The sequence below is a fragment of the Pseudoalteromonas sp. JB197 genome, assembly GCF_002332205.1.
GTDB classification, from domain to species: domain Bacteria; phylum Pseudomonadota; class Gammaproteobacteria; order Enterobacterales; family Alteromonadaceae; genus Pseudoalteromonas; species Pseudoalteromonas nigrifaciens.
Genome location: NZ_NRGZ01000001.1, coordinates 1955641 through 1981649 on the forward strand (window position 1 = coordinate 1955641; position 26009 = coordinate 1981649).

Here is a 26009-nt window from a genome sequence, read left to right on the forward strand (position 1 = left end):
TTTGCATGTTTGCCATTTACCCATCGTTGTCGCCTATTTATTAAAAACAACCACACTAATAAAAAACCAACCTCGAAAGATAAACATGTTTACATTAGATTACGTTAAACGCTTAGTGATTTCTGCTAAACTTAGATTGTATAAAACGACATAAATGGTAAATATACTTAAAGGTATAACTATTTATGCCGATATATAGTAGTTAGTTTATATTTTGGAACTAAACTTGCTTAAAGCATTAGATATACAATTAAACTTATAGGATTGAACATGGCTCACGCATCAATAAATAAATATCGCCAAATAACTGTTAGTAGCGTAAAAGAAATGACGCCCTATGAACAAGTTAAACTTGTTTTTGTAAACATTATCGGTAAATTATCAGCTGCAAAAGGATTTATTGAGCGAAAAGAGTTAGCTAAAAAAGGAGTTGCTATCTCTGATTGCATCACTTTATTAGGTGCCTTACAACAAGTTTTAAATTTTGAAAATGATAACGAAATATCATTAAATCTCGACTCTTTATACGATTACTGCCAACGCAATTTATTAGTCGCTAATTTTGAAAACGATGTAGAAAAAATTGATGAAGTTATTCTTTTAATTAAAGAAATAAAATCGGGCTGGGAAGAAATTCCTTTTGATCAAAGAGCACAATAATATTATGCCTTTTGCAACAATAACCGCGACCCAAATTTCCGATAACGAAACTCGAAAGCAGTGTAATGAGCTGGTAGTTTTAGTTGATTTAGATGTGGAAAAAGCACTCCACGCTCATAATAAATTAAATACTTATTTAAAAAACTCAATCACTAAAGATAAAAATTTTTACTCAGCTGATGAACTAACGTTTTTGATTGACTTTATTCAGCAACTATCTAGTCAAATAGAAGATGAAAAACAACTTATCGCAGCTAAAATAATTAGCAAACAAAAAAGTAAAAGTGCAGTGAAAAAGTATAAATCTCATTTTTAGTTAACACTCATACAAGCTAAGCCATGTAACACAACTTTAATAGTTTAGCGACGTAAGCTATTTAGTCCAATTGTAAATAACGATAATCATTTTAAGTCCTAAATTCGGATAATAAGTGCAATTTCTCAGATTAGATGGCCAGCTGTTATAATTCGGCCATTTTCTCGCCAAAGGAAATTGCTTTAATGAAATATAAACAGCTGACACAAGAAGAAAGATACCAGATTTACGCGTTAATAAAAGCAGGAAATAACCAAAAGCAGATAGCTGAAGAACTAACTCGTTCACCGTCATCTATTTCTAGAGAGCTAAAACGCAATAAAGGACTTAAAGGCTATCGGCCTAACCAAGCCAATAACTTTGCTGAACAAAGACGTAAGTCATCTTTCAAAGCAAGTAAGTTAACAGAGGACGTCACTCACTGGATTAATAAATTGTTGCATGACGGACTTTCCCCTGAGCAAGTGGCAGGCCGCTTAGCTTTAGAGAAACAGGTCGTTTTACATCATGAAACAATTTATCAATATATTTACAGAGACAAGGCTCGTGGTGGCAAGCTACATAAGACACTCACTCGTGCATGTAAAAAGTATAAAAAACGCTATGGAAGCTATGATAAACGTGGACAGATAGTTAATCGAGTCAGCATTGATGAACGCCCAAGTATTGTGGATTCAAAGTCTAGGATTGGTGATTGGGAGGGCGATACAGTGATAGGTAAAGGGCGTAAAAATGCGCTTGTCACAATGGTTGAACGTAAAACGTTATATACAGTCGTTCACAGAATTGAAAGCAAGCATGCGAAAATAACAGCCGATGCGCTGATCAAGTGTATGACACCATATAAAGATAGGGTTATTACCGTGACGTTAGATAATGGAAAAGAGTTTGCTCACCATGAGCATGTTGCACAAGCATTAGAAGCTGATGTGTATTTCGCTCATCCCTATTCATCATGGGAGCGGGGCATAAATGAGAATACCAACGGCTTACTTAGACGCTTCTTCCCCAAGGGAACTGACTTTATGGCGCTAAGTGAAGCAGAGATACAGGCGGCAGTTGATAAGCTCAACCATCGGCCAAGAAAAACAAGAGGGTATAAAACCCCTCATGAATTATTTACGGGGCAATCAGAAGTTCTGGTAGCTGCATAATGATTGCACTTAATACTTGAATTCGAGAGTTACTTAGTACTTACCGAGTAAAAACAAAGCAGCAAAGATAAACTTTGTCTGCTTTGTTATCACCTCACTAGCTATAAACAGCTCATACAATTACAGTAAAGCATGTGTGTTAATCATGGCACAAAACTCAACCCAGTAAGACTTGATAACTGATCCCGCTTTCATATTACTCACGTAGCTTATTCAACCTATGTAGGTTCCGCCCAAATTAGCCTCCTTGCGCAGTGTGTTGATTATTTAGGCCTGTTTCGACTATTTATAGCAGCTAACCATACGGCGCAAACTTATACAAATCGTATTAGATTAGTGATCTATTATAGCGCCAATAAAATGGCTTAATAGTAAAGGGGGGAAGTAATGCTTTGTGGTTGAGCTTGGCAAGTGTTCTGATCCTACCGTGCTTTTACACCTATACGGGCATATAGATAACGCAACAAAACAGATAGGTTATTTTATTTAAAAATGAAGCTGACTTAAATTTACTATACTAGTTGGTGTTTTCTTAAATAAAATAACAGTTACAGATAAAGAGTTTACCTGTAACTATATTGACTTATAAACTTCATTCAACTTAACTTGATTTTTTAACAACACCTGGAAGATTAGCCATTTGTTGTTGTAAATAACTGCCCGTTGAATTTAAGTTTGCAACAAGTAAATCCATGGCATTATATTGACTTAATAAGCGTTTTTCGTAAGCAGCCATGCGTAAAGTAAAATCTTCTGCATCTTTGCCTAGCTTATCTATTTGCGCTTCACGGCCATCTATGCGTGTTTCTATTATTCCACCCGAGGCGGTATAACCTTTAATAACAGTATCTAGTTTAGCAACAAAACCATCATCTTCGTTTTCACCAACAAAAAAGGTTTTTATTGCTGCGGGGTCTTTTTCAACTGCTTTTTTCAACACGTCATCATCAATACTTAACTTACCTGAGCGCTCGGTTCTTATACCATAATTTGATAAAAAATCAGTATTACCATTCCCTGTACTAAATTCAGAAGTAAGTAATCCTCTAACTTGATTTACTGAACCTCGTAGTAATGAGTCTCCCGCTAGTGCACCCACACCATTTTCAGCAGATGAGCTACCTAACTGTTTAGATAAATCAATAAACGCATTAAATTTCTCTACAAACGATTTTAATCCTGCCGCTATATTATTATTATTTTCGGTTATTTTTGCTTTACTTAAATCATCATCAGCGCCATGTGCTTTTTTAGCGTTAATAGTTACGCCATCAATAACATCAACAAATTCATTAGTACTACTCGTTGCAACTAAAGTTCCATCAATTGTTATTGAGGCATCTGTTGCTTTTGTTGTTTCACTTAGGTTTTCGGCATACGTAGCTGAGGCCGGATCGCTATCAAATGCTAAACGCGATAAACCGTTATTATCGGTATTGTTAGCGTCGCCTGCATCATCTACAACAATTTTAATTGCGTTTGCTTCACCCGTTTCTTTACTAGATAAAACCAGGTGCTGCCCTGAGCTGTCGGTAATTATAGTTGCATTAACCGAGTCATTATCAGCCGATTTATTAATTGCATCACGAATATCTGCCAGTGTAGCAGTGTCAGATACATCAATATCAAAACTGTTTTCACCAGAGCTAACCGATAACTTACCTTCTCCCACAGACTCGCCACTGGCCATTGCTGATGACATTAACTTATGGTTTTCGGCTAAGTTATTAACTTTTACTGAATAGTTATTAGTTTGAGCGTTCTTTTCAGAGCTAAGAGAAACAAAGTCATCACTTCCGCTAATTGTGCGTTTTTGAAAATTATCTATTTTCCCTAACGACTCCAAAGAACCGTTAAGCTCTTCTAATGACGACTTAAGCGCACCAACAGCTGAAATATCAGTAGTATGGCTAGCCTGCTGGCGAGTCACCCTTGCTTGATAAGGTGCTTTTTCGGCACTAACTAAAGCATTTACGATTTCGTTAACTTGTAATCCCGAACCTATACCTGTAAATGAAATAGCCATAATACTCTCCTTCTTTAATAACTAAACTAATTATACTTTAAAATCGATTAACACGCCGGTTGTTTCAGCTAACTTAGACACAATACCTAACACTTCCTCTGATGGGTATTGTTTGACTAAATCCCCGCTTGCTTTATCAATTACTTTGATAACATTACGTCCTGACTCTTCATCAACTTTAAACTGTATGCTGCGATTCATTTCACCCATAAAGTCCTGCAATTGCTGCACCACTTTTTCAAGTTTTTCAGATGATAATTCAGTACTGGTTAAAGTATCTTTTTTATAAATTGGTATATGAGACGAGTCGTTTAAGCTATTGCTATTATTTGTTTCTGGCAAAGTGTTTTCGGTGGCGTTTCCACTTTGTGGGATTAAGTTGTTTTGTGATAACTTATTTTTAGATAATAAGCTTTGAGATAATAAACTTTGAGTTTCCATGATCCGCCCCTAAAAATAAAGCGAGATTATTATGCTAAGTTTAATGCAATAAAGGAAGGGATTTCTCCCTTCCTTATTTTTGTATAAAACTTAGTTGGCTATTAACCTAATAAGCTTAGTGCTGCCTGTGGCAACTGGTTAGACTGAGCTAAAATTGTTGTACCAGCTTGTTGCATGATTTGGTTTTTAGTTAGTTTAGCTGTTTCTGCCGCGTAGTCAGTATCTTCGATACGACTTTTAGATGCAGATACGTTTTCAGAAACGTTTGCTAAGTTACTAATTGTATGACCAAAACGGTTTTGCACCGCACCCAAATCAGCTCGCTGTGAATCAATTTGCGCTAATGCCGCATCAATAGTTTTAATTGCTGATTGTGCACCATCACTCGTACTACCTGAAATATCTAATGACTCTACCGTTATCAACGTACTACCAGCACCCGTTGCTGATACTGTTGATGCAGCACCTGTATTACCTAAATACTCTGCTACATTTGCAGTTGCCGTTGAGTCACTAATTGCAATTTTTTCAGACGAACTTAACTCTAATACTGATGCGACAGATTGATCACCATCAGCTGTTCCAGTATAAGCTGTTGCACCCGCGTTATTGTTTGTAAGCGTAACCGTTCCCGTTCCTACACCTGCTGTAGAATCTACTTCGATGCCATTAACATCGGTAGCTTTTAATGTAACTGTTTTTGCGTCTTCATCATAAATAGCATCATAACCATCGGCAACCATTGCATCTGCTAATTTTTCACCAGAGCCACCAAAGTCACCAAGATCATAACTATCATCACCTATATTAATCGTGTCATCATCATCTGATGATAAATTTGCGATAGTCACATTTAATGTAGCCTGGGCAGTAACACCTGTAGCAGCGTCATTAATTTTAGTCGCCATATCTGCAGCGCCGTCCGCAGCCCCGAAGGCAACATCTTTACCATTAACACTCCAGTTAGCAGCCTGTGCTTGAGTTGCAATGTGGGTAGCTAAAAGATCGTTAGCACCAGCCCCTATAACAGTACCTGCACCTGTTATTTCATTAGAACCGACTGCATCTGCAGACATATTACGTAATTTAACATTTATTGTTTCGTTTGCGTTGGCGCCGACCTGGAACTGCTTAGTACCGAATGAGCCATCGAGTAAGCTCGTGCCACCGAAATTAGTTGTTTCAGCGATACGGGTAAGTTCTTGTTGTAATGCACCCACTTCTTTTTGTAGTGAAGCACGTGCATCAGCATCGTTTGAACCATTCGCAGATTGTAGTGCTAAGTCACGCATACGTTGTAGGATATTTGATGACTCTTGCATCGCCCCCTCTGCCGTTTGCGCCATCGAAATACCATCATTCGCATTTCGCTGTGCAACACCCAAACCATTAACCTGTGATGTTAAGCGGCTCGCAATTTGCAGACCAGCCGCATCATCTTTTGCGCTATTAATACGCATACCCGATGAAAGACGTTGCATTGAAGTACCTAATGCTTCACTTGATTTTGATAAGTTTCTTTGTGCGTTGATAGACGCAACGTTTGTATTTACTGATAAAGCCATGTTATAACTCCTGATTACTTTCGTAATGTAACTAATTTATTTTAACCAAGAGCCTTCACATATTTAATTTGTTCAAGCTCCGTTCTAATTAGGTTAACGGCAGCATCAAAATTAACTTGAACATTATTTTCAATAAAAAAGTATATTTGTAGCAATTACTTCACAACCAATTGTTTTTAATGGCATTAATTTTTAAAACGTGAAATTCGAGCATTGGAGTACAAATCACACCTGCAGCAGCGTCGCGTCTTTTAGTGATTTATTCACCACAGAAGGTGATGAGTGGCGCGGGTAGCGCTTAGGTGTTACCTGTGACCAAAATGATTTTGTAGACGGGCTTTTTTACGTTCATTTGTAATATTTAATGTATAAACGCGAGATAAGCTGATTGTCATCAACTAACAACCGACCTGTCCCTCAGAGGTAATAGTACCTAACTAATTTTAAAAAGCTCGGCAAAGTCATAACTAAAAAATAAATGTTGGCATCTCTACTAATTTACTAAATTAGTTTCTATTTTATTTTGTAACACTTAACTAACTTAATTATTAAAATATATCGAAGCGGGTTCATCTTGGTGACCTATTACTATATCAAGATCGCCATCACCATCTAAATCAGCAAGAGCTATAGCTCTACTGTTATTATCACCTAGCGACTGGCTATTGCCATAAAAAGTACCTGAGCCATCATTAAAATATAATTTATTCACATTCCCAAGTGCATTAGCTTCAACTAAGTCATCGTAACCATCACCATTTATATCTCCAAGAGCAACGCCCCAAGTATAATCATTAGGTTTACCAACATTGTGACTTACAGCTAATCCTGAGCCTTTTCTAACTCTGTTATACGTCAGCCAGCCCGCAGTTACAACATCCTGATATGAGTCATTATTAATGTTACCAACAGCAACGCCCGGAGCATGATATTTACCACCCGTTTTTTCAACCGTTCTAAGCTGCCCATACTCATTACTCATATATACTGTGTCTTCATCTATATTGCCTGCATATACGTCTAACCGGCCATCACCGTTAAAATCCCCAACAGCAATTGCTTGCGTTCTTGTTTTGCTACTTTTATTTGGTTCTTTTAAGCTAAAAGAACTATTAAATATGCCCGTTCCATTATTTCTATAGACGCGGTTATATTGTCCAAAATTTCCCGCGACTATGTCTATATCACCATCGTTATCCATATCACCAACAGCTAGCGCTTGAGTATCACTACTACCTAGAGATTGTCCTGAGTCAGTAAATATACCCGTTCCATCATTAAAGTATATGTTGCTTGGGCCGCTATCATTCCCAACAACCAGATCTACATAACCATTCCCATTGAAATCAGCTAGTGCAACAGCGAACGTTCGTTTGTTTATTCCAACCACTTGCCCTGAATCAGAAAAACCGCCCGAACCATCATTCAGAAATACTTGAAAGCCAGCAGTAACTTGAGCAAAAACAATATCTAAATCGCCATCATTATCTACATCAGCTACTGCCAGAGAAAATACAGCTCCCTCACCTAAATTTTGCCCCGAATCAACAAACACACCAGTACCACTTACTGCACCAAAACTAATTAAAGCTAGAGATACAGTTGCACAAAGTATATTAATTTTATTGTTTATCATTACCTATCGCTTGTTACTAAAACGTTAAAAAACAACAATACATTATGACTACATTGAAAGCAAACTGTATGCTTAAGCAGAAATCCTCGAAATAAATCTTAAAGGCGAAATGCACTAATTGAGAAAAATAAGGTAAGAGTAGACTCAAGTTGAAGGTAAAAATACTAATCCTTAATTTTCACTCTTACGATTAGATTTAATAACTTTCTAAGACACTGTTTTATTAGTTACAAAAAAACGCACCTAAATAGGTGCGTTAAATAAAATTTGAATTTATAAAACAACTACTTAACCACCGAGCAGGCTCAATGCGGCTTGTGGTAATTGATTAGCCTGCGACAATATAGTGGTACCGGCTTGCTGCATTATTTGGTTTTTTGTTAGTGTTGCAGTCTCAAGTGCATAGTCAGTATCCTGTATACGACTTCTCGACCCTGACACGTTTTCAGCAACGTTCGCTAAGTTACTAATAGTATGACCAAAACGATTTTGTACAGCACCTAAATCAGCGCGTTGTGCATCAATTTGAGCCAACGCCTTGTCAATAGTATTAATAGCTGCTTGCGCACCTGCACTTGATGAACCTGAAATATCCAACGAATCCACCGAAGTAAGACCACTTCCAGCTCCTGTTGCTGTTACTGTTGAGTCAGCTGTTGCGGTACCAAGGTACTCAGTAACATCAGCGCCTACTGTTGAATCACTGATCGCCACTTGCTCAGAAGAACTTAACTCTAATACAGAAGCAACCGATTGAGCACTATCTGCTGTACCTGTAAAAGCAGTCGCTCCTGCATTATTATTAATTAATTGTACAGTACCAGTGCCCGTACCACTTGAATCAATTTCTATACCATTAACATCTCTAGCTTTTAAAGAAATGTTACCATCTTTATCAAGAACTGCGTCATAACCATCCGCTACAAGGGCATCAACTAGCTTTTCTTCTGAACCACCATAGCTTCCCAAGTCATAACTGTCTTCTCCGATATTAATCGTATCGTCATCACCTGATTGCAAATTCGTGATGGTAACATTTAACGTAGCTTCAGCATTCACTCCTGTGGCCGCTTCATTAATTTTACCTGCCATGTCAGCAGCACCGCTACCAGCATCAAATGTCACAGCCTTACCATTTACATTCCAAGTGGGTGTCTGTGCCTGTGTTGCCAGCAAGGTACTTAAATCAGTACTTGCACCTGCACCAATAATAGAACCTGATCCAGTAATGTCATTTGAACCGATAGCATCAGCTGAGGTATTACCAAGCGTAACATTAATTGTTTCATTGGCGTTCGCTCCTACTTGGAACTGCTTGGTGCCAAAAGAGCCATCGAGTAAACTGGTTGAACCAAACTTTGTCGTTTCAGCAATGCGAGTTAACTCTTGCTGTAAAGCTGATACTTCTTTTTGCAAAGAAGCACGATCCTCTGCACCGTTTGAACCATTTGCTGCTTGCAGTGATAAATCACGCATACGTTGCAGAATATTTGCCGACTCTTGCATTGCACCTTCAGCCGTTTGCGCCATTGAAATACCATCGTTCGCATTTCGTTGCGCTACGGTTAAACCATTAACTTGAGACGTTAAGCGGTTAGCAATTTGCAAACCTGCCGCATCGTCCTTTGCACTATTAATACGCAAACCCGATGAAAGTCTCTGCATTGAGGTTTCAAGAGCCATGCTAGATTTTGCTAGATTGCGTTGCCCATTGAGTGATGCAACATTCGTATTTACACTTAAAGCCATTTTACCATCTCCTAGTTTAATCAGAGTGTGGTTCAAATTACTTAGCAGGAACCACGCTTTCTATAACCACAGAAATGCACAAGTTGTGCCAACTCGAAAGCAACAATACAACCAACTGTTTTATAATGAATTAACAGTGGTTAACGCAGTTAAAGTAAGGGGTTTAGATTTTCGATTAGCTGTATATTTGAGAGAGGGAGGTTGCAGTGACAATTTTTTGCCGCTTTAAAAGGCAAGTTATTACCTTTTTAAAATAAAGGTAATAACTTGTGACATTATTTTATATATAATCAAATAGTGATAATTTAGCTAAACGGCCAAATGTGGCCTGAGATGCTTGTAATGCGGTTTCTTGTTTAGTTAGCTCACTAATGGCAGCGGCTGTATCTATTTCTACTAAATTTGACTTATTCGCTTTATTATTTATATCTAAAGCACTATTTGAATCAGTTACTCGCTGCACCACATTCATGCGCCCACCAAGGCTAGCTTGTGTAAAAACAACTTGCTCACTGGCATTTTTCAACTGTATTAAACCATCTGATAATAATTGTTGAAAATCATCACCTTCTAATAAACCATCATTTAAACCTGTAATTAAACTCTGCAAAGTATTTAGTACATTTTCTTTATGTGGCTTTTCAAGACTAAAATCTAACTGCCCTGGTGCATCACCTTCTAAACTAATTTGCATACCTGCAAATTCAATTGGCTCGTCAGTTACTTCCCCTGTAACTGGTGGAGTTAAAGGTGTTCCATCTCGAAGAATCTCATATTGCGCTGGAGCCGTAGGCGTTGCTCCAGGAACAACCCTTACGTTATATGTATTGATTGTTGCTGACACTAAAGGGTCTGGATCTGAGTTATAGTTATCTTTATGAAACTTATCAAACTCACCTTGGTTTTCTACGTATACGCTACCCGAGGTAATTGTACCCGTTGCGACTCCTTGGTTTGAAAGTACATCTAACCGCGCAGCTACTTTTTCAAAGGCATTAAAACCATTATCGCTGGATTTAATATCAACCCCTTTTGCAATAGTAATTTCATGTTGCCCTTGATCCCCTTGGTATTCATATTTTCCACTCGTGCTATTAAAAGTATATGTCTGAATATCATCTTGATAACCAGAAAAAATATACTCGCCACCTTCCGATTGAGTGTTCATTAAATTAAGTAATGATTTTTGTAATTCCTGTAACTCTCCTGCAATTGACGCTAAAGCATCTTTACTTAACGAGCCGTTACCAGCCTGTATTGTTAGCATTTGTGCTTCTAAAATAGCGTCATTCATTCCTGCCAAAATACTTTCTTCAGTTTCTAGTCGCCCTTTGAGCTGGTTAATGTTTTTTGTATGCTGCTCGTTTGTTTGAATTTTATTTGAATACAGCATTCCTTGTGATACAGCTGCAGGGCCTTCTGATACAGTTAAATACTTTTGCCCGGTATTTACACGCTCTTGCGCACTTGCTACACCTTGTTGGTTGTCGAGTATTTTATTAATATTATTTTGATACATTAAGTTATTTGATAAGCGCATAATTACCTCGCAGCACTAAGTAAAGTCTCAAAAATAGAACGAGCGGCAGAGAGCACTTGAGCTGAGGCCGCATAAGATTGCTGAAAACGTAGTAAATTTGCTGCTTCTTCATCAAGGTTTACACCCGACAAAGACTCATACCATGCTTCTGACTGTTGGGCTAGCGCATCAAAGGCTGCACCATTCGTTTTTGCCTGGCTAGTCACCACGCCAATTTCAGTCACTAACCCTGCATAGGCTTGATTAAACGTTTTATGGTTATCGGCGGTGGCACTCGTCACTACATTTTGACGCACTAGGCCGCCATTTTGTAAATCAGCTAGCTTTAAACCATTGCGGTTATCATCAAAGCCTCCCTCGTTAAACTCCAAAGTAAAACTATCACCAACCGCTGGAGTACCCTCCATGTTAAAATCAAAACCATATGTTGCAAAAGCTCCCCCCGCTTGATTAAGCATATTATTAGCTGGGGGGGTTATTGTAACTGTCGTGGTATTTACATTATCTGAAATTATATATTCGTTTGGGTTCGCTGTTTTTACTATATTAATTGGGCCATTTGTTAACGCTAAAGGGGCTGTAGTAAAACCTCCAGCAGTAACATCGCTAACCTCTCCTGCAGAAATAGAAGCTGTCCCTGTGTTATCAACATTTGCAGCGGTTCTTATCGGCGAAGCAAGTGCTAAGTCTTCGCCGCGCCCGGTAAGTAATGATATATTACCAGCTGCACCTGAACTTAGCTTAACTTGAAACTGATCCCCTGGATTTGCAGTACCAGCTGCATTAATTTGTAAACCAAACGATTCTCCGCTCACAACAGTTGAAGAGTCAATCACACCAGCTACAACATTGGCTAATGAAGGACTTCCAAGCGGCTCACCTTTATTGTCAATTGGTTGAATGCTGACTTCATTAGGGTTTGCTGTATACGTAATAATAAAATCACTTGCTGGTAGCTCGTTCCCCATACCTGGCTCTACAGTGGCAGTAATACTGCCTGTACCTGTATTGTTTTGATAAGGTAAACCTCCAACGGTAGGAATTTTAAATATATCACCGCCAAGCTGACCACTTGCATCCATTCCTAAGTGATTTTGTTGATTAAATGCATCCGCTATCGCTAACCCCATTTGACCAAGTTGATTTTGTGTTGGTACTAAAATATCGTCCCGAAAAGCAAGCAGCCCACCAATTTTTCCTTTTAGTTTACTCGCATCAACATCTAACGGCACAGCTTTGCCGCCATTTACATCTAAACGCAGTTCTTGAAAGTTAGGATCTGGGTCTGCACTCATCGAAAATAAGTTAAAAGTACCATTTAGCATCACAACAGCTTCACCGCTGCCCATAAAAACAAGCTTTTCACCATTAGGTCCATCAAGGGTTTCAATATCTATTAATTTAGATAAATCACGTATCGCTTTATCACGTTCATTGTATGCCGAACTAGCATCTGAGGCGCTATTAGTACCATTAATCCCAACAATTTCTTGGTTTAAAGAACTAATGTTTTCGATTAAAGTATTAGCTTCCTTAGAGAATATTTGTAACTGCTCATTTACTACTTTCTTTTGTTCAAGCACAATTCCCGACAGCCTGTCCATTTGGTCAAGTAAGTTTTTTGCATCACTCATAACTAAAGAACGTGCAACGGTTGAAGATGGTTGATTAAGCGCTTCTTGAACATTATTAAAAAATGAGTTTATGCTGGTTGATACACTATTTGACTCTTGTGAAAACAAGGTATCAATGCGGTTTGCTTCACTTGCAAACTGATCAAAAAATGTTTTATTTGATGTATCTCTATTTAACTGTTTTTGTGCAAATTCATTAAGTAAGCGGTATGTTTGGCCTTTTCCCACCTGATTATCAATCATGGTAGTGTGCTCTGTCCGTTCACGCACGTAACCATCTGTATTTACATTGGCAATGTTTTTACTTGTCGTTTGCAGCAAGTCAGAGTTTGCTCTGATCCCTGAATTCGCAATGTTTAATAAATTAAACGACATGTTAGTTTACTCCTTGGCGGATCACGTTTGTTGCAATATTTTTCAGCTCGCTACTATTAAGTACGCGCTTTATTTTATCCGCATAATCTGGGTCTGTTGCATAACCAGCTTGTTGTAATGAGTCTAAAAACTCAGCCGGTTTGGCGGTATTTTGTAATGCTTGCTTGTAGCGCGGGTTCTGAGTTAAAAAATCAACAAAGTCGTTTACGCTGTCTTTTATAGAATCGTAAGCTCTAAAACTCGCTTGTTTTTTAACTGCAGCGCCTTGTTCAAACTCTAAAGTTACTTTATTAGCTTTGTCGCCCTGCCAGCTTTTATCTGACTTAATATTAAATAAGTTATTTGAGCTATTGCCGTCGCTTTTATTAATAATATGCTTACCCCACCCGGTTTCTAGCGCCGCTTGAGCCACCATAACTGCAGGGTTTAAACCTATTTTTTTAGCTGCAGTTTTAGCATGCTCCCATACCGAACTTACAAACTCTTCGGCTGTTTCAAAGTTTGGCTTAGCGACTTCTTCTGGCTTTTCGGTATTCATAGCGCTTTTATCTACAGGCTCAGTTATGGCTTTTTTACGCTGCTGATGCGGCAATTCTATGCCAGCACGCTGATCGCTTACAAAGTCATTGCTGGTTCTGAGCACTGAGGCTGGGGTGTAATTTTTAGCAGTAGGAGAGAGTTGCTGCACTATCAAATCGGCAAGGCCTAATGAGCCATTAGATGAAAGCTCTGATGAAAGTTGCTGATCGTGCATTTCTTCAAAAAACTTTACGCTACTTGAATTTAATGGACTTTCTTTATCTTCGAATGCTTCATTGGCTTTACGCATACTTTTGAGTAGCATTTGCGTAAATATGGCTTCAAACTGTGCCGCTGCTTTTTTTAAAGCCGCTTTTGAGGCATCACTAGACGCATCGCCACTGTTTAGGGCGTCTTTACGCAAAGCGTTTAAGTTACCTAAATCAAAAAAGTTTTGTTTATCTAGATGATTCGTTTCCATCAGCTTTTTGACACAATAAAGAATAATGCACTAAGCAATGCAAAAAATGAGCCAACGAGGAGTGCTAGGTACTTAGTAACAGTAAAGATTAAACTTTTGGTACATAAAAACAAAACACCGCGATAAAACGATACGCGGTGTTTATATATTAAAGCACTTTATTTTTAGAGGCCTAGATCATGTTAACTTTCAGGGTAAAGTTTACTCTCTTTTAAATTACCACCAGCTGACCGTTTATTGCACCGGCTTCTTTTAACGCCTCTAGTATAGCCATTAGGTCACCAGGAGCTGCTCCTACTTCATTAATAGCACGTACTAAATCATCCAAGCTCACACCTGGGTTAAATACAAATGCGCGGGAGTCATCTTGATTAACATCTATAATACTTTGCTGCGTAACAACGGTGTCGCCATCGCTAAAAGCATTAGGTTGCGATACGTTTTGTTGCTCCGCAATAGTTACTGTTAAGCCACCATGGGTAATAGCCGCAGGTTGTAGCTTTACGTTTTTACCAATAACAATAGTGCCGGTGCGCGAGTTCACAATAATTTTTGCCGAGGTATCTGCAGGGGTAAACTCTAAGTTTTCGAGCGTTGATAAATACGATACCCGTTGCGAGGCATCCCTAGGGGCAATAACTCGAACAGACGCAGCATCAAGTGCTTGTGCGCTATTAGGTCCAACTAAATCGTTAATCGTTTTCTCTAACCGCTTAGCGGTAGTAAAGTCTGGGCGATTTAAGTTAAAAGTAATATAGTCATTTTGCATAAACGGGCTTTTTACTGCACGCTCTACTGTGGCACCGTTTGGAATACGGCCAACCGTTGGCGTGTTTATAACGACTTTACTGCCATCAAGTCCCTCAGCCCCTAAACCACCTACAATTAAACTACCTTGGCCAATAGCGTATACGTTACCGTCAACCCCTTTTAAAAAGGTTTGTAGTAAAGTACCACCACGTAAACTACCTGCACTACCAATAGATGATACGGTAATATCTATAGTTTGCCCGGGCTTTCTAAACGCGGGTAGCTCGGCATGCACTGCAACCGCAGCCACGTTTTTAATTTTTGGTTTTAAGCTTGCCGGTAACGTAATGCCAAAGCTATTTAACATGCCTTTAAAGCTTTGCTCGGTAAATCGGCTTTGCTCACCTGTGCCTGGTAAGCCAACAACTAGGCCATAGCCTACTAATTGGTTTGAGCGTACGCCCTCAACCATAGATACATCTTTAATGCGCTCGGCCATGGCAGGAAGTTGCCAGCCAAGTAACACCATTAAACAAAAAACTTTAAATACATTCATAATGAATGTCCTCTAAAAAGGAAAAAGTGAGCTACTAAAAAAGCGCGTTAGCCAACCAGCACTTTGCGCTTCTTGAGTTTGCCCTTTGCCCGAATATTGAATTCGTGCATTAGCAATTCTATTTGACTGTACGGTATTATCTGCTGTTACATCTTCTGGCCTTACTAACCCTTCTAAGCGAATAAATTCTTCGCCTGAATTTAACGTTAGCCATTTTTCGCCGCGAATAACTAAATTACCATTAGGTAAAACACGCATTACGTTTACCGATATATCACCAGCTAAACTATTTGACTGATTTGATTTTGAGTCGCCTTTAAATGACGCGTCGCTGCCAATACCAAATTGAATACTGTCACCGCCAATATTGACCGGCAACCCGCCTAAACCAATTACAGGGTCTAAACTTGCGTCAGACTGCTTATCTGTTTCTGTTTTTGCCGCTTTAGAGGCTTGTGTAGACTCTTGTAATTTAACCGTAATAATATCGCCAGTACGCAGTGCTTTTTTATCTGCGTATAAATCGTTAGATAAATGAGTATTAAATAATGAACCTGTAGCAACCAGTGGCTCTATATTCGGCTCTGGGTACATAGGCGCATAATAAGGGTCGTCTTGTACTACTTCGCTATTTTGAGTAGACATACAACCACTTAACGCTAAAGTAATAGCTGTCAGTAATACAATATTACGCATAAATGCCTCCCCCACTCTTTATAATTGTTGATTGATATAGCTCATCATTTCGTCAACAGCTGAAATTACTTTTGAGTTCATTTCGTAAACGCGCTGCGTTTCTATTAAGTTAACCAATTCTTCTGTAACATTTACGTTTGAAGTTTCAAGCGAGCCTTGAATAATTGAACCAAGTCCTTCAACACCTGGATTACCTTGTACCGGTGCACCACTTACTGCCGTTTCGGTATAGAGGTTTTGCCCTATAGGCTCAAGGCCCGATGGATTAATAAAGTCACTAATTGTTAACTGTCCAATTACGACGTTTTCAGCTTCTCCTGCTATACGTACTGATACTTCTCCATCTTGTGAAATAGTAATTGATTGTGCGTCATCGGGTACGTTCATTTCTGGTTGAATTACATAGCCCGCCCCCGAGGTGACAACTCGCCCTTCGCCATCGGTAGTAAATTGACCATTGCGCGAATAAGCAATATTGCCATCAGGCTGCAACACCTCAAAAAACCCCGGACCTGATATCATCCAATCTAGTGAGTTTTCAGTGGTAAGCATATTACCCTGTGAAAAGTTTTTTTGGTTAGCAACCACTTTTGAACCAGCACCTAGCATTAACCCCGAAGGTTTTTGGGTGTCTTGTGATGAACGACCACCTGGCTGATTGATATTTTGATAAAGTAAATCTTCAAAAATAGCGCGGCTTTTTTTATAACCAACCGTACTGGCGTTAGCTAAGTTATTAGAAATAACCGAAATATCGGTTTGCTGGGCATCAAGCCCGGTTTTACTGATCCACAATGCTGGATTCATTATCGTATCCTCATTTTAAAGTTAAACTATGCGTAACAACTGATCTTGACGTTCGTCAATCTCTTCAGCTGTTTTCATTAATTTTACTTGTAATTCAAATTGGCGTTGATGGCTGATCATATCGACCATTTCGTGCACCGGATTCACATTAGACGCTTCTAATGCGCCACTTATCACTTGTACATTAGCTGAAGTTTCGACTGTTTGATTTGGCTTTGGTCTAAATAATCCATCATTGCCTTTTTCAAGTGTTGAGTTATCTGCCTCAACAACTTTTAAACGATCAATTTCTTCTAAAAAGTTAGCTGGGGCACCTTGTGGGCGCACTTGTATAGTGCCGTCGTCACTAAACTCTATTTTTTCAATCGGTACAGGTAAAATAATAGGACCGCCTTCGCCAATAACTTGACGACCACCGCTAGTAACTAACATGCCTTGAGCAGTAATGTTTAGCGTACCTACTTTTGTATAAGCTTCGTTGCCGGAGGCATCTTGCACACTGAGCCAAGCGTTATCGCTCATGGCTATATCTAAGTCACGACCCGTTTGCATTATGCCGCCCGATGTCATATCAGAACCTGGACGCTCTTGCATAGAGAACACACGTGTTGGCAAGCCCTCACCAAATGCTTGCATAGATCGAGCTTGGGCAAAGTCAGCTTTAAAGCCAGTAGTATTTGCGTTCGCCAAATTATTGGCTTTAAGAGCCATGCCCAGTAAGCTTTGCTTAGCGCCAGACGCGGCAATGTAGACCATTTTATCCATAACATCGACTCACATAAAAATCTCTGTAAGAACAAATGCAATATATGCGCCAGATTAAATTTAATACTAAAACTGTTATTTTGAAGGGGCGTAAATACGCATGAAAAAACAATAAAAAGAAGGGGAAATTTGTTTGTTTTTTCTAAAGCGACAGCGTCTCTTAACCTCTTTGTAAATATGCTTTTTTGCACTTAGTGCCACGGTGGCAAAACAATCGCCTACACCTAAACCAAATATTGTGCTTAGCTAATTTTTAGCTAAATCTGACAACAGCCCTTTCGTACAAAGAGAAGTAAATGAGGGTAAATGAGGGTAAATGAGAAAAAAACAGTAAATTTGTTTGTACTTTATCTAAAGCGACAGCGTCTCTTAACTTCTTTGTAAATATGCTTTTTTGCACTTAGTGCCACGGTGGCAAGCCCGTTGCCTAAAATAAAAAAGGCTGCAATTAAGCAGCCTTGAATATTCAAATTAATAAATTGTGCTTTATCTAATTTGTAGAATACTTTGCTGAATCGTTGAGTTAACTTCCAGCGCTCGCGAGTTAGCTTGATAATTACGTTGAGCACTAATCAAGTCTACTAACTCACTCGTTAAATTTACATTCGACTGTTCAAGTGCCGATGAGTTTATTTTACCTAATGAGCCAGAGCCAGGTTCGCCAGCAATTGGCTCTCCCGAGGTTATGCTTTCTTTCCAACTCGTATTCCCAACTTGCTCTAACCCTTGCGAGTTGGCAAAGCGAACCATAGCAACTTGCCCTAAAAAGGTTGAGTCGCCGTTGCTGTATGAGGCAACCATTTTACCATCTGTACCAATATCAATACCAGCCAAACGGCCAACCGTTGCACCATCTTGGTTAAGTGTTTTTACTTCAAAGCGACTCGCATACTGAGTTGGTATTTTAGTAACCCCATTAGCCTCATCACGCCAATTAATTGCAATGTCATTAGGAAATGTTGCGCCATTGGTTAATAAGTCAGAAAGCCCTGGTGTGGCTGATGTAATATTAAGAGGGTTAAAAGTACTGCCCGTATTTGCTACACCATCGGTACTAACAGGCATACCGCTTCCATTAAAACGAAAGGTAGCTATTGGCGTATAAGGTGCTGCGGCTGGCTCAGCGCCATTTTCGTCAAATAATTTACCATCCAGTGTTGTGTGAACTTCCCACATGTTTTCATCACCTACAACTGGTGGTGTTGCTGGCTGAGGTTTAACAAAGAAAAACTGCAGCACGTGCGGCTCACCTAGAGAGTCATATACTGTTGTTGATGTAGATGAGTTATAACTAGCGCTTTCATTTGGATCAAAGGCAACTGTAGTTGCCTCTTCACGTGAGTCTAAGTTAAAAGAGTTGTATATAGTAGACGTGGCACGTGGCGAGCCTGACGAATCTGGTATTTGCAAAGCAGATGATGTGCTTAAACTAACTGATGTAGTATCGCCTGTTGTTGGATTAACAGGAAACCCTTGCAAAAAGTTACCTTGTGAGTCAACTACATAATTATCTTTGTTAAGTTTAAATGCACCAGCACGCGTGTAGCTAAAGTCTTGCTCTCCAATTCCAGGGCTAGTAGCAAAGTAACCTTCCCCTGTAATCGCTAAATCTAATGCGTTGTTTGTAAATTGCAAAGAACCTTGATGAAACTGCTGTGCAACCATAGTTGTTCGCACACCATCTCCGTGTTTTGTTTTACTTGAACTAAATACCGACGATGCGTATACGTCTGCAAACTCAGCACGAGACTCTTTAAAGCCCGTACTATTTACGTTTGCAATATTGTTTGCCGTAACATCTAAATCCTTTTGTGCAGCAGCAAGGCCTGATAGCGCAATGTTGAAGCTCATAATTCACCCCTAAAGTTTCATTTCAAGCCTAATTATGGCTCTAGTATTAATTAAAATTTATTACGCGATTTCTGCAACATCAGTCAGCCTAACCGCACCTTCTTTAGTATTAATAATGATGCCATTTGCACCATTAATATTAACACTTTCAATATTTTTGAAGGTAGCAATTGGTAAGCTTGAAAACTCACCACTAGTGCTGCCTTCTGCTTTAATTTTATAGTCGCCTGGAGGTAAACGCTCTCCAGCTTCATTTTTTCCATCCCATGCAAAGCGGATAGCACCGGCTGGTTGTGAACTCATATCTATTGTTCTAACCAATTGTCCTGACTCATCTTCAATACGAAGCTTTAAGCTCTCAACTGGGTTTTCAGCAACAACTGAACCTCGCGCTTCAGCAGACTCTGTTAACTCTAAAGTATCAGATTCTAAAAGTGCTTTTTTACCCACTAATGTAGATGCTTGTAATGCTGAGTTTGATGTCATTGATGCAGCTAAAGATTCAAAATTAGAGTTTAAGTTTGAAATACCCTCAGCCATGGTAAAACTAGTCATTTGCGCAATCATTTGATCGTTGTCAGCAGGTTTACTCGGATCTTGAAACGATAATTGTTGCGTCAATAAAGAAAAGAAATCTTCTTGAGTTAATGCATCACTTTTCTCTTTGGTAGCAACTTGTTTTTCTTGCCATCGCATCGAGTCTAAATAGGATGAAGATGTACTAATATCGTTACTCATAACCTACCCTCTATTACCGCTGGCCTAACAGCAGTGTTTTACTTAACATTTGTTTAGCTGCATCGGCAACTTGTACATTTGTTTGATACGAACGAGAGGCAGAAATCATGTTTGCCATCTCTTCAACAACATTAACGTTAGGTTTATAGATATAACCATTTTCATCCGCACTTGGGTGGTTCGGGTTATATTCTATTTGTAATGGTTTGTTACTTTCAACAATACCTAATACCTTAACGCCCACAGAAGAACCCTGTGGATTACTCGCTGATGCTGACGCTTTTGTAAGCTCAGCAGCAAATACAGGTTGTCGCGCTCGGTAAGTTTTTTCCTGAGAAGAACTAATAGTATTTGCATTAGATATATTACTGGCTGTTGTGTTTAAGCGCACATTTTGTGCGCTCATAGCTGAACCAGCAATATCAAAAACATTATATAAACTCATAATTATTATCCTTGGCTACCGAGTGCTTTATTCAGGCCTTTAAATTTACCAGTTAAAAACTGTAAGCTGGCCTGATATTCCATAGCATTCTGTGTATACAAGTTTCGTTCCACCTGTATATCAACAGAGTTACCATCACCCGTATCCGTTTGATTTGGAACGCGAAATGATTCTACCCCCCCCACACTCCGACTTCCTCCGGCAATGTGCTTTTCGTTTGTTCTTACCATGCTATTGCCGCTTTGCTGGTGTGATTTTGCCGTTTTTAATGCAGTGGCAAAGTCTATATCTTTTGCCTTATAGCCAGGCGTATCAGCATTAGCTATATTAGCAGCGAGCACTTCAGCTCTTTGCGAACGAATTAACATAGCGTGCGGATGCACACCAAGCGCTTTATCAAAGCTGATAGCCATAACAATCTCCAAAAAATTGACTTAACTTAAATAAAGCAAGAAGTAAGCCATTTAATTAATTTTTGTTTAAAGTTATTTATTAAACTGCTTAAACATAGCTATTTAAAGTGGAGATTTTAAGGCAATAGGTAAATTGATATGAGCCAATACAGTTATTATAAAAAATGCCAGTAGTTAAAAACTCTAAAGCGCATTTCCACACTGGATGCGAATGAGGGTAAATGAGGAGTGATTTAAATACATAATCTAGTGGGTTCACTTCTCTAAAGCGCAGCGTCTCTTAACCTCTTTGTGAATAAAGCATTTAAATATTATTTTGCACAAAGAGAAAAAAATGAGAGGAAATGAGAAGTAATTTAAACAGATAATTTATCTATTTATTTATTCTTCTGTAAAGCGTAGCGCTCTCTTAGCCTCTTTGTGAATAAAGTATTTAAATATTATTTTGCACAAAGAGAAAACAATGAGGGTAAATGAGGAATAACTTAAACACATAATCCAGCGGTTTTACCTCTCTAAAGTGCAGCACTTCATAGCCTTTTTGTGAATAAAGTATTTAAATATTATTTTGCACAAAGAGAAAACAATGAAGGTAAATGAGGAGTAACTTAAACACATAATCTAGCGGTTTTACCTCTCTAAAGTGCAGTACTTCATAGCCTTTTTGTGGATATGTATGTTCGCTTAAAAATATTGGCACAATGCGCTTTAAATAAGGGGGATGTGCGAAGCTATAACTTATACACTGTGCTTGGTAAAAACAAAGCTTGGCTAATTACTTGCTGATCACTAAAACGAAAAACGACGCTAAATGCGTCGTTTAAAATAAAACTTAAAATGTGCAAACTGCTCGCACTTCATCACACTTGCAGTTATTTCTTTTGATAAATAATACCAGGATTACACCTAACCATATCAAAATCGTTACTTAAACCACTCATCGATTCTGACGCCCCTAAAAGCAAATAACCTTTAGGGTTAAGAGCTTGAGAAAATTGCGCTATAATTTTTGCTTTTACTTCTGGTGCAAAATAAATTAATACATTACGGCAAAATATAATATCAAACTTGCCCATAAGCGCATAAGAGTCGAGTAAATTAAGGTGCCTAAAGTTTACTTGTTTTTTTATTGGATCTATAACCTGAGCCATACCATTGCCGCTGTCTTTAAAAAACTTTTTACGACGTTCGGCCGATAATCCTCTTGCTAGCGCTAACGCGTCATATTCTGCATGTTTACACATATCCAGCATGGTGTTTGATATATCGGTAGCCACTATTTGCGCCCCCATTCGTAATACACCTGGAGAGCTGGCCTGAAACTCTGCAACCGACATAGCAATAGAATATGGCTCTTGCCCAGAAGAGCTTGCCGCAGACCATATTTTTAATGGTCTGTTAAGCCCTTTGAACTCAGGAAATAGTTTAGTTTTTAATAATTCAAACGGATATTGATCTCTAAACCATAGGGTTTCATTAGTGGTCATTGCATCAACCACTGCGGCGCGTAATTGGCGCTCATGCAAGCCCAAAGTTTTATTTACTAGCTGTGACAAAGACTCAACATTAAATCGCTTCATTAAAGGCGCTAAACGACTTTTAACTAAGTATTGTTTATTTTCGCCTAATACAATACCGCACTGTTGCTCTAAAAATAAGCGAAATTGATCATACTCACTTTGCTGTAAATCTTTACTATTCAAATCAATAACACCTCTGTTTATTCTTCACAATTAACCCACTTTTTTACTGCGGTTGCTAGTTCGTCAGGATTAAATTTTGCAATAAAGTCATCTGCACCTACTTTTTCAATCATTGCCTGATTAAAAACACCACTTAACGAAGTATGTAAAATAACATGTAACGGAGCCAATTTAGGATCAGCTTTTATTTCGGCTGTTAGTGTATAGCCATCCATTTCAGGCATTTCTACATCAGAAATAAGTAAGCCTACGCGTTCCGTAATATCTTTTACACAATCTACTTCAGCTATTTCTTTTAATCGTTTTAGTGCTTCTTTACCATTTTTGGCCAGTTCAGTTTGTATACCTAAAGGCTCTAATGCGCGTTTAATTTGATTTCGCGCTACAGATGAGTCATCGGCAATAAAAATAATTCGCTCGCCTAAATCTTTTTGAATGTCGCCTTGTGTAGCCGCAACATCTGCACTTACTTCGGTATTAACTGGGCAAATTTCGTTTAAGATTTTTTCTACATCTAAAATTTCAACTAATTCATCTTCAATTTCAGTTACAGCCGTTAAGTAAGAATAACGACCCGCACCTGAAGGAGGTGGCATTATTTTTTCCCAGTTCATATTTACAATACGCTCTACTCCGCCAACTAAAAAGCCTTGAACGGTACGATTATATTCAGCAATAATTATAAAACTGTCTTTAATGTTTTCAATTGGTCTTCCGCCAACAGCCATTGATAAGTCGATAACTGAAATAGTTTGCCCACGAATATGAGCAACACCACGAATATAAGCGTTAGACTTTGGCATATTAGTAAGTGGAGGACATTGCAGCACTTCTCTTACTTTAAAAACGTTAATCCCAAAGCGCTGACGCCCTCTGAGTTTAAATAGTAGTAGTTCTAAGCGGTTTTGCCCAACCAACTGTGTACGTTGGTTTACTGAGTCTAAAATACCAGCCATTAATATCTCCTGAAGAAAATAAATTATACGGAACAATTATTGCTTCTGTTTATAAAGCCACACAATATAACAGGAGCGCCTATAATTTGACGCTAAATATTTATACCCTGTTTTAAACTATAAGCATAGCCGAAACATTATGAGTTTGTTCAAAAAAATCAGAAGATACAGTGTTTTTTATATTCTTACTAGCCTCTGTTTAACTTTGCCTTTAGAGGCAAAAGTATTTAGCAAGGACTTATTGCAAGAAATGGCCATAACTTATGTTGCCACATTAATAAACACCACAGATGAAACTAAAATCCAGCTTAGTTCACTACCATTGGATGATCGCATTCCCGATCGCAGTTGTAACTCAGAGCCTGAGCTATTAACCCCTAGCGATCCTCCTTTTAATCGCCAGGTAACATTACAAATAAAATGTAACGACACTGACAGCTGGGCTCAATATGTACATGTAAGAGTGACTGAAACAGCGCCTATTGTTGTAGCGAGTGTAAATTTAGCTCGTGGCGAAGTAATTACTGCTGCCCACTTAAGTGTTGAAATGCGACCAAGCCACTTTATTAGAGTACAATACTTAGATAACCCAGCATTATTAATAGGCAGCCGAAGTAAGCGAAATATTCGCAGCGGAATGCCACTTTTACTGAGCCAAATATGCATGGTGTGCAAGGGCGATGCTGTAAATATTCACGCTAATATTAAGGGTTTAAGGATAAAAACAACCGGTATTGCACTTGAAGACGGCAGCCTTGGCGATCAAGTTAAAGTAAAAAACAAAAAAACCGGTAAAGTTTTAAATACACGCGTAGATGGTGTAGAGTCTGTACAAGTTAATATATAATTTAAATTTATACTAAAGTATCTTATGTGTATGCCGATAACTAGGCATAAGTTGGGTAATATACAGGTTTATTATTATGGTAGGTCAAGTTAATAAAGGTAATCAACAAGCAAATGTGTTAACTAACATTAAGCAGCAAAAAGTTGATATACAAAAAGATAATGCAAATACGCAAGCTGCACAGTCTTCGGCGCCTAAAGCTGCCAGCGACTCTGTAAGCTTAACCCCGCAAGCTAAACAGCTAAAAACTCTGCAAGATAAAGCGCAGCAGTCTCCTGGTTTTGATACCGATAAAGTGGCAGAGCTTAAAAAAGCAATCACTGAGGGTAAATACCAAATAGACAGCGAAAAACTTGCAAAAAACCTAGCTGAATTTGAGTTTAACGTTTATGGCTGATCACAATAGTTTAATTACTATTAAACTAAATGAGCAACACAATTGCTTAGAGTCGCTTAATATTTTATTAAATGACGAGCTAACATCTATTGCCTCGCGCCGTGGTGAAGGTTTAAAAGAAATTGCCCAACAAAAAATGTCTTTTTTAACCACGCTAAGCAACCTCGATAAAGAGCTCAACAAGTTGATTGCCAATAATGATGAGCAAACAACCGAGATCACCGATTTAATTAAACTAATACGCAGCAAGCTTGAGCAATGCCAAAAGCAAAATGAAGTAAATGCCCACGCAGCGCATCAAGCACAATTAAGCGTTAAACAATTAAAAGATATTTTAATTGGTGCCCCCTCTTCTATGACCTACGACCAAGCCGGTAGTGTAATAAACACCGATAATAACTTGGTACGTAATTTAAAAGCTTAATTTAAAAACTTAATTAAAAATAACGTCCTACATAATAAAAAAACCTTAACTGTTGATCAGCTAAGGCTTTTTTTGTTTTTAGAGTTACTAACGTTTTTAGGGGGCTAGTAATAAGTTACTTTTTTAACTTCTCGGGGTTTAATTTCGCCTATGTACAGGTCGTGCACGCGCTTCATATTTAGTTCAAGCTCAGTTATATAGGTGTCGTCTACCGCGTAGGCTTTTATAACTTGTGCGCCTTTAATAATGCCCTGCACTTTGCTTTGTAGGTAATCGTCTTGTGCTATTGAACCTGCAACTGTAGTACCTGCGGTAATTTGTTGCCCATACACTTGCTCTGCAAGCTCTCGGTACGCTTCAAGTTTAGAAGCTTTAATAGCCATTAACTGCTTTTGCGACTTATTAACACCCGACTGCAGGCTAATAGGTGCATAACCCACGGCTTTTAATACCGGATAATTGTTTGGCTCTACATATTTGTATTCAACGTGCTTATCAAACATATTGCTACAACCGCTTAAGGTTATGCATCCTAACGTGATAAGTAATGGCATTACTCGCATAG

The 26009-nt window shown here is 38.6% G+C and carries 25 protein-coding genes; 6 read left to right on the forward strand and 19 right to left on the reverse strand.

Translation table 11 applies throughout. The features are described from left to right. Window positions 1-270 precede the first annotated feature (270 nt). The 3 genes from fliS to CIK86_RS09285 all read left to right on the forward strand — a co-directional run bounded on the left by fliS (window position 271) and on the right by CIK86_RS09285 (window position 2130). Complete coding sequence (fliS, locus tag CIK86_RS09275) at window positions 271-660, forward strand: flagellar export chaperone FliS (RefSeq protein WP_086993604.1); 390 nt, start codon at window positions 271-273, stop codon at window positions 658-660. Window positions 661-664: 4 nt separating this feature from the next. Then, entirely contained in the window at window positions 665-976 is a 312-nt protein-coding gene (locus CIK86_RS09280; protein WP_086993607.1) for a hypothetical protein, read from the forward strand. Between the two features lie 185 nt (window positions 977-1161). Further along, window positions 1162-2130: an IS30 family transposase gene (locus CIK86_RS09285; RefSeq protein ID WP_096317094.1), complete on the forward strand. Its 969-nt coding sequence runs from the start codon at window positions 1162-1164 to the stop codon at window positions 2128-2130. A gap of 601 nt (window positions 2131-2731) precedes the next feature. On the opposite strand, the gene fliD is transcribed toward CIK86_RS09285, so the two are convergent. From fliD to CIK86_RS09375, 18 genes are all read right to left on the reverse strand, one after another. After that, window positions 2732-4156 carry a flagellar filament capping protein FliD gene (gene fliD, locus CIK86_RS09290; protein WP_086995150.1) on the reverse strand — a complete coding sequence of 475 codons (1425 nt, stop codon included), beginning with the start codon at window positions 4154-4156 and terminating at the stop codon, window positions 2732-2734. 30 nt (window positions 4157-4186) lie between these two features. Then, window positions 4187-4597, reverse strand: a complete 411-nt coding sequence (locus CIK86_RS09295; protein ID WP_086995146.1) for a flagellar protein FlaG — start codon at window positions 4595-4597, stop codon at window positions 4187-4189. A gap of 101 nt (window positions 4598-4698) precedes the next feature. Beyond that, entirely contained in the window at window positions 4699-6162 is a 1464-nt protein-coding gene (locus CIK86_RS09300; RefSeq protein WP_086995143.1) for a flagellin, read from the reverse strand. Window positions 6163-6703: 541 nt separating this feature from the next. Next, a complete protein-coding gene (locus CIK86_RS09305; protein ID WP_086995139.1) occupies window positions 6704-7798 on the reverse strand; it encodes a VCBS repeat-containing protein in 1095 nt (364 codons plus the stop codon). A gap of 288 nt (window positions 7799-8086) precedes the next feature. Beyond that, window positions 8087-9547 (reverse strand): flagellin, encoded by a 1461-nt coding sequence (locus CIK86_RS09310; protein WP_086995136.1) that lies wholly within the window; start codon window positions 9545-9547, stop codon window positions 8087-8089. A 280-nt stretch (window positions 9548-9827) separates the two neighbouring features. Beyond that, window positions 9828-11087: a flagellar hook-associated protein FlgL gene (gene flgL / locus CIK86_RS09315; RefSeq protein WP_086995133.1), complete on the reverse strand. Its 1260-nt coding sequence runs from the start codon at window positions 11085-11087 to the stop codon at window positions 9828-9830. A 2-nt stretch (window positions 11088-11089) separates the two neighbouring features. Further along, entirely contained in the window at window positions 11090-13096 is a 2007-nt protein-coding gene (flgK, locus tag CIK86_RS09320) for a flagellar hook-associated protein FlgK (RefSeq protein ID WP_086995130.1), read from the reverse strand. A 1-nt stretch (window position 13097) separates the two neighbouring features. Then, complete coding sequence (gene flgJ / locus CIK86_RS09325) at window positions 13098-14096, reverse strand: flagellar assembly peptidoglycan hydrolase FlgJ (RefSeq protein ID WP_086995127.1); 999 nt, start codon at window positions 14094-14096, stop codon at window positions 13098-13100. 211 nt (window positions 14097-14307) lie between these two features. Beyond that, window positions 14308-15402, reverse strand: coding sequence for a flagellar basal body P-ring protein FlgI (locus CIK86_RS09330; RefSeq protein ID WP_086995124.1), 1095 nt, complete (start codon window positions 15400-15402; stop codon window positions 14308-14310). A 12-nt stretch (window positions 15403-15414) separates the two neighbouring features. Continuing rightward, window positions 15415-16098 carry a flagellar basal body L-ring protein FlgH gene (flgH, locus tag CIK86_RS09335; protein WP_086995119.1) on the reverse strand — a complete coding sequence of 228 codons (684 nt, stop codon included), beginning with the start codon at window positions 16096-16098 and terminating at the stop codon, window positions 15415-15417. Window positions 16099-16116: 18 nt separating this feature from the next. After that, window positions 16117-16905 (reverse strand): flagellar basal-body rod protein FlgG, encoded by a 789-nt coding sequence (flgG, locus tag CIK86_RS09340; protein WP_086995116.1) that lies wholly within the window; start codon window positions 16903-16905, stop codon window positions 16117-16119. Window positions 16906-16926: 21 nt separating this feature from the next. Beyond that, window positions 16927-17670 (reverse strand): flagellar basal body rod protein FlgF, encoded by a 744-nt coding sequence (locus CIK86_RS09345; RefSeq protein ID WP_086995113.1) that lies wholly within the window; start codon window positions 17668-17670, stop codon window positions 16927-16929. A gap of 486 nt (window positions 17671-18156) precedes the next feature. Further along, window positions 18157-19521 (reverse strand): flagellar hook protein FlgE, encoded by a 1365-nt coding sequence (flgE, locus tag CIK86_RS09350; RefSeq protein WP_086995110.1) that lies wholly within the window; start codon window positions 19519-19521, stop codon window positions 18157-18159. Window positions 19522-19581: 60 nt separating this feature from the next. Further along, window positions 19582-20259: a flagellar hook assembly protein FlgD gene (locus tag CIK86_RS09355; protein ID WP_086995107.1), complete on the reverse strand. Its 678-nt coding sequence runs from the start codon at window positions 20257-20259 to the stop codon at window positions 19582-19584. A 13-nt stretch (window positions 20260-20272) separates the two neighbouring features. Beyond that, window positions 20273-20704, reverse strand: coding sequence for a flagellar basal body rod protein FlgC (gene flgC, locus CIK86_RS09360; RefSeq protein WP_086995104.1), 432 nt, complete (start codon window positions 20702-20704; stop codon window positions 20273-20275). Window positions 20705-20709: 5 nt separating this feature from the next. Continuing rightward, window positions 20710-21117, reverse strand: coding sequence for a flagellar basal body rod protein FlgB (gene flgB / locus CIK86_RS09365; RefSeq protein ID WP_086995101.1), 408 nt, complete (start codon window positions 21115-21117; stop codon window positions 20710-20712). A gap of 872 nt (window positions 21118-21989) precedes the next feature. After that, window positions 21990-22820, reverse strand: a complete 831-nt coding sequence (locus tag CIK86_RS09370) for a protein-glutamate O-methyltransferase CheR (RefSeq protein ID WP_086995098.1) — start codon at window positions 22818-22820, stop codon at window positions 21990-21992. A gap of 17 nt (window positions 22821-22837) precedes the next feature. Next, a complete protein-coding gene (locus tag CIK86_RS09375) occupies window positions 22838-23776 on the reverse strand; it encodes a chemotaxis protein CheV (protein ID WP_086995094.1) in 939 nt (312 codons plus the stop codon). Between the two features lie 139 nt (window positions 23777-23915). Between CIK86_RS09375 and flgA the strand changes: the two genes are divergently transcribed. The 3 genes from flgA (at window position 23916) to flgN (ending at window position 25444) form a co-directional block, all read left to right on the forward strand. Further along, complete coding sequence (gene flgA / locus CIK86_RS09380) at window positions 23916-24623, forward strand: flagellar basal body P-ring formation chaperone FlgA (protein WP_086995091.1); 708 nt, start codon at window positions 23916-23918, stop codon at window positions 24621-24623. A gap of 76 nt (window positions 24624-24699) precedes the next feature. Further along, the gene (gene flgM, locus CIK86_RS09385; RefSeq protein WP_086995088.1) at window positions 24700-25020 is read left to right on the forward strand and encodes a flagellar biosynthesis anti-sigma factor FlgM; all 321 of its coding nucleotides are present in this window, start codon (window positions 24700-24702) and stop codon (window positions 25018-25020) included. Beyond that, the gene (flgN, locus tag CIK86_RS09390) at window positions 25013-25444 is read left to right on the forward strand and encodes a flagellar export chaperone FlgN (protein WP_011327457.1); all 432 of its coding nucleotides are present in this window, start codon (window positions 25013-25015) and stop codon (window positions 25442-25444) included. The genes flgM and flgN overlap by 8 nt, the downstream gene beginning before the upstream one ends. 104 nt (window positions 25445-25548) lie before the next feature. Here flgN and CIK86_RS09395 read toward each other — a convergent pair whose 3' ends face one another. After that, window positions 25549-26007, reverse strand: a complete 459-nt coding sequence (locus tag CIK86_RS09395; RefSeq protein ID WP_011327456.1) for an LPP20 family lipoprotein — start codon at window positions 26005-26007, stop codon at window positions 25549-25551. Window positions 26008-26009: the final 2 nt, after the last annotated feature.

Excerpts from the sequence above, each read along its gene's own strand:
- fliS (WP_086993604.1), top strand. The coding sequence starts at position 271 with ATGGCTCACGCATCAATAAATAAATATCGCCAAATAACTGTTAGTAGC.
- CIK86_RS09280 (WP_086993607.1), top strand. The coding sequence starts at position 665 with ATGCCTTTTGCAACAATAACCGCGACCCAAATTTCCGATAACGAAACT.
- CIK86_RS09285 (WP_096317094.1), top strand. The coding sequence starts at position 1,162 with ATGAAATATAAACAGCTGACACAAGAAGAAAGATACCAGATTTACGCG.
- fliD (WP_086995150.1), bottom strand. The coding sequence starts at position 4,156 with ATGGCTATTTCATTTACAGGTATAGGTTCGGGATTACAAGTTAACGAA.
- CIK86_RS09295 (WP_086995146.1), bottom strand. The coding sequence starts at position 4,597 with ATGGAAACTCAAAGTTTATTATCTCAAAGCTTATTATCTAAAAATAAG.
- CIK86_RS09300 (WP_086995143.1), bottom strand. The coding sequence starts at position 6,162 with ATGGCTTTATCAGTAAATACAAACGTTGCGTCTATCAACGCACAAAGA.
- CIK86_RS09305 (WP_086995139.1), bottom strand. The coding sequence starts at position 7,798 with ATGATAAACAATAAAATTAATATACTTTGTGCAACTGTATCTCTAGCT.
- CIK86_RS09310 (WP_086995136.1), bottom strand. The coding sequence starts at position 9,547 with ATGGCTTTAAGTGTAAATACGAATGTTGCATCACTCAATGGGCAACGC.
- flgL (WP_086995133.1), bottom strand. The coding sequence starts at position 11,087 with ATGCGCTTATCAAATAACTTAATGTATCAAAATAATATTAATAAAATA.
- flgK (WP_086995130.1), bottom strand. The coding sequence starts at position 13,096 with ATGTCGTTTAATTTATTAAACATTGCGAATTCAGGGATCAGAGCAAAC.
- flgJ (WP_086995127.1), bottom strand. The coding sequence starts at position 14,096 with ATGGAAACGAATCATCTAGATAAACAAAACTTTTTTGATTTAGGTAAC.
- CIK86_RS09330 (WP_086995124.1), bottom strand. The coding sequence starts at position 15,402 with ATGAATGTATTTAAAGTTTTTTGTTTAATGGTGTTACTTGGCTGGCAA.
- flgH (WP_086995119.1), bottom strand. The coding sequence starts at position 16,098 with ATGCGTAATATTGTATTACTGACAGCTATTACTTTAGCGTTAAGTGGT.
- flgG (WP_086995116.1), bottom strand. The coding sequence starts at position 16,905 with ATGAATCCAGCATTGTGGATCAGTAAAACCGGGCTTGATGCCCAGCAA.
- CIK86_RS09345 (WP_086995113.1), bottom strand. The coding sequence starts at position 17,670 with ATGGATAAAATGGTCTACATTGCCGCGTCTGGCGCTAAGCAAAGCTTA.
- flgE (WP_086995110.1), bottom strand. The coding sequence starts at position 19,521 with ATGAGCTTCAACATTGCGCTATCAGGCCTTGCTGCTGCACAAAAGGAT.
- CIK86_RS09355 (WP_086995107.1), bottom strand. The coding sequence starts at position 20,259 with ATGAGTAACGATATTAGTACATCTTCATCCTATTTAGACTCGATGCGA.
- flgC (WP_086995104.1), bottom strand. The coding sequence starts at position 20,704 with ATGAGTTTATATAATGTTTTTGATATTGCTGGTTCAGCTATGAGCGCA.
- flgB (WP_086995101.1), bottom strand. The coding sequence starts at position 21,117 with ATGGCTATCAGCTTTGATAAAGCGCTTGGTGTGCATCCGCACGCTATG.
- CIK86_RS09375 (WP_086995094.1), bottom strand. The coding sequence starts at position 23,776 with ATGGCTGGTATTTTAGACTCAGTAAACCAACGTACACAGTTGGTTGGG.
- flgA (WP_086995091.1), top strand. The coding sequence starts at position 23,916 with ATGAGTTTGTTCAAAAAAATCAGAAGATACAGTGTTTTTTATATTCTT.
- flgM (WP_086995088.1), top strand. The coding sequence starts at position 24,700 with ATGGTAGGTCAAGTTAATAAAGGTAATCAACAAGCAAATGTGTTAACT.
- flgN (WP_011327457.1), top strand. The coding sequence starts at position 25,013 with ATGGCTGATCACAATAGTTTAATTACTATTAAACTAAATGAGCAACAC.
- CIK86_RS09395 (WP_011327456.1), bottom strand. The coding sequence starts at position 26,007 with ATGCGAGTAATGCCATTACTTATCACGTTAGGATGCATAACCTTAAGC.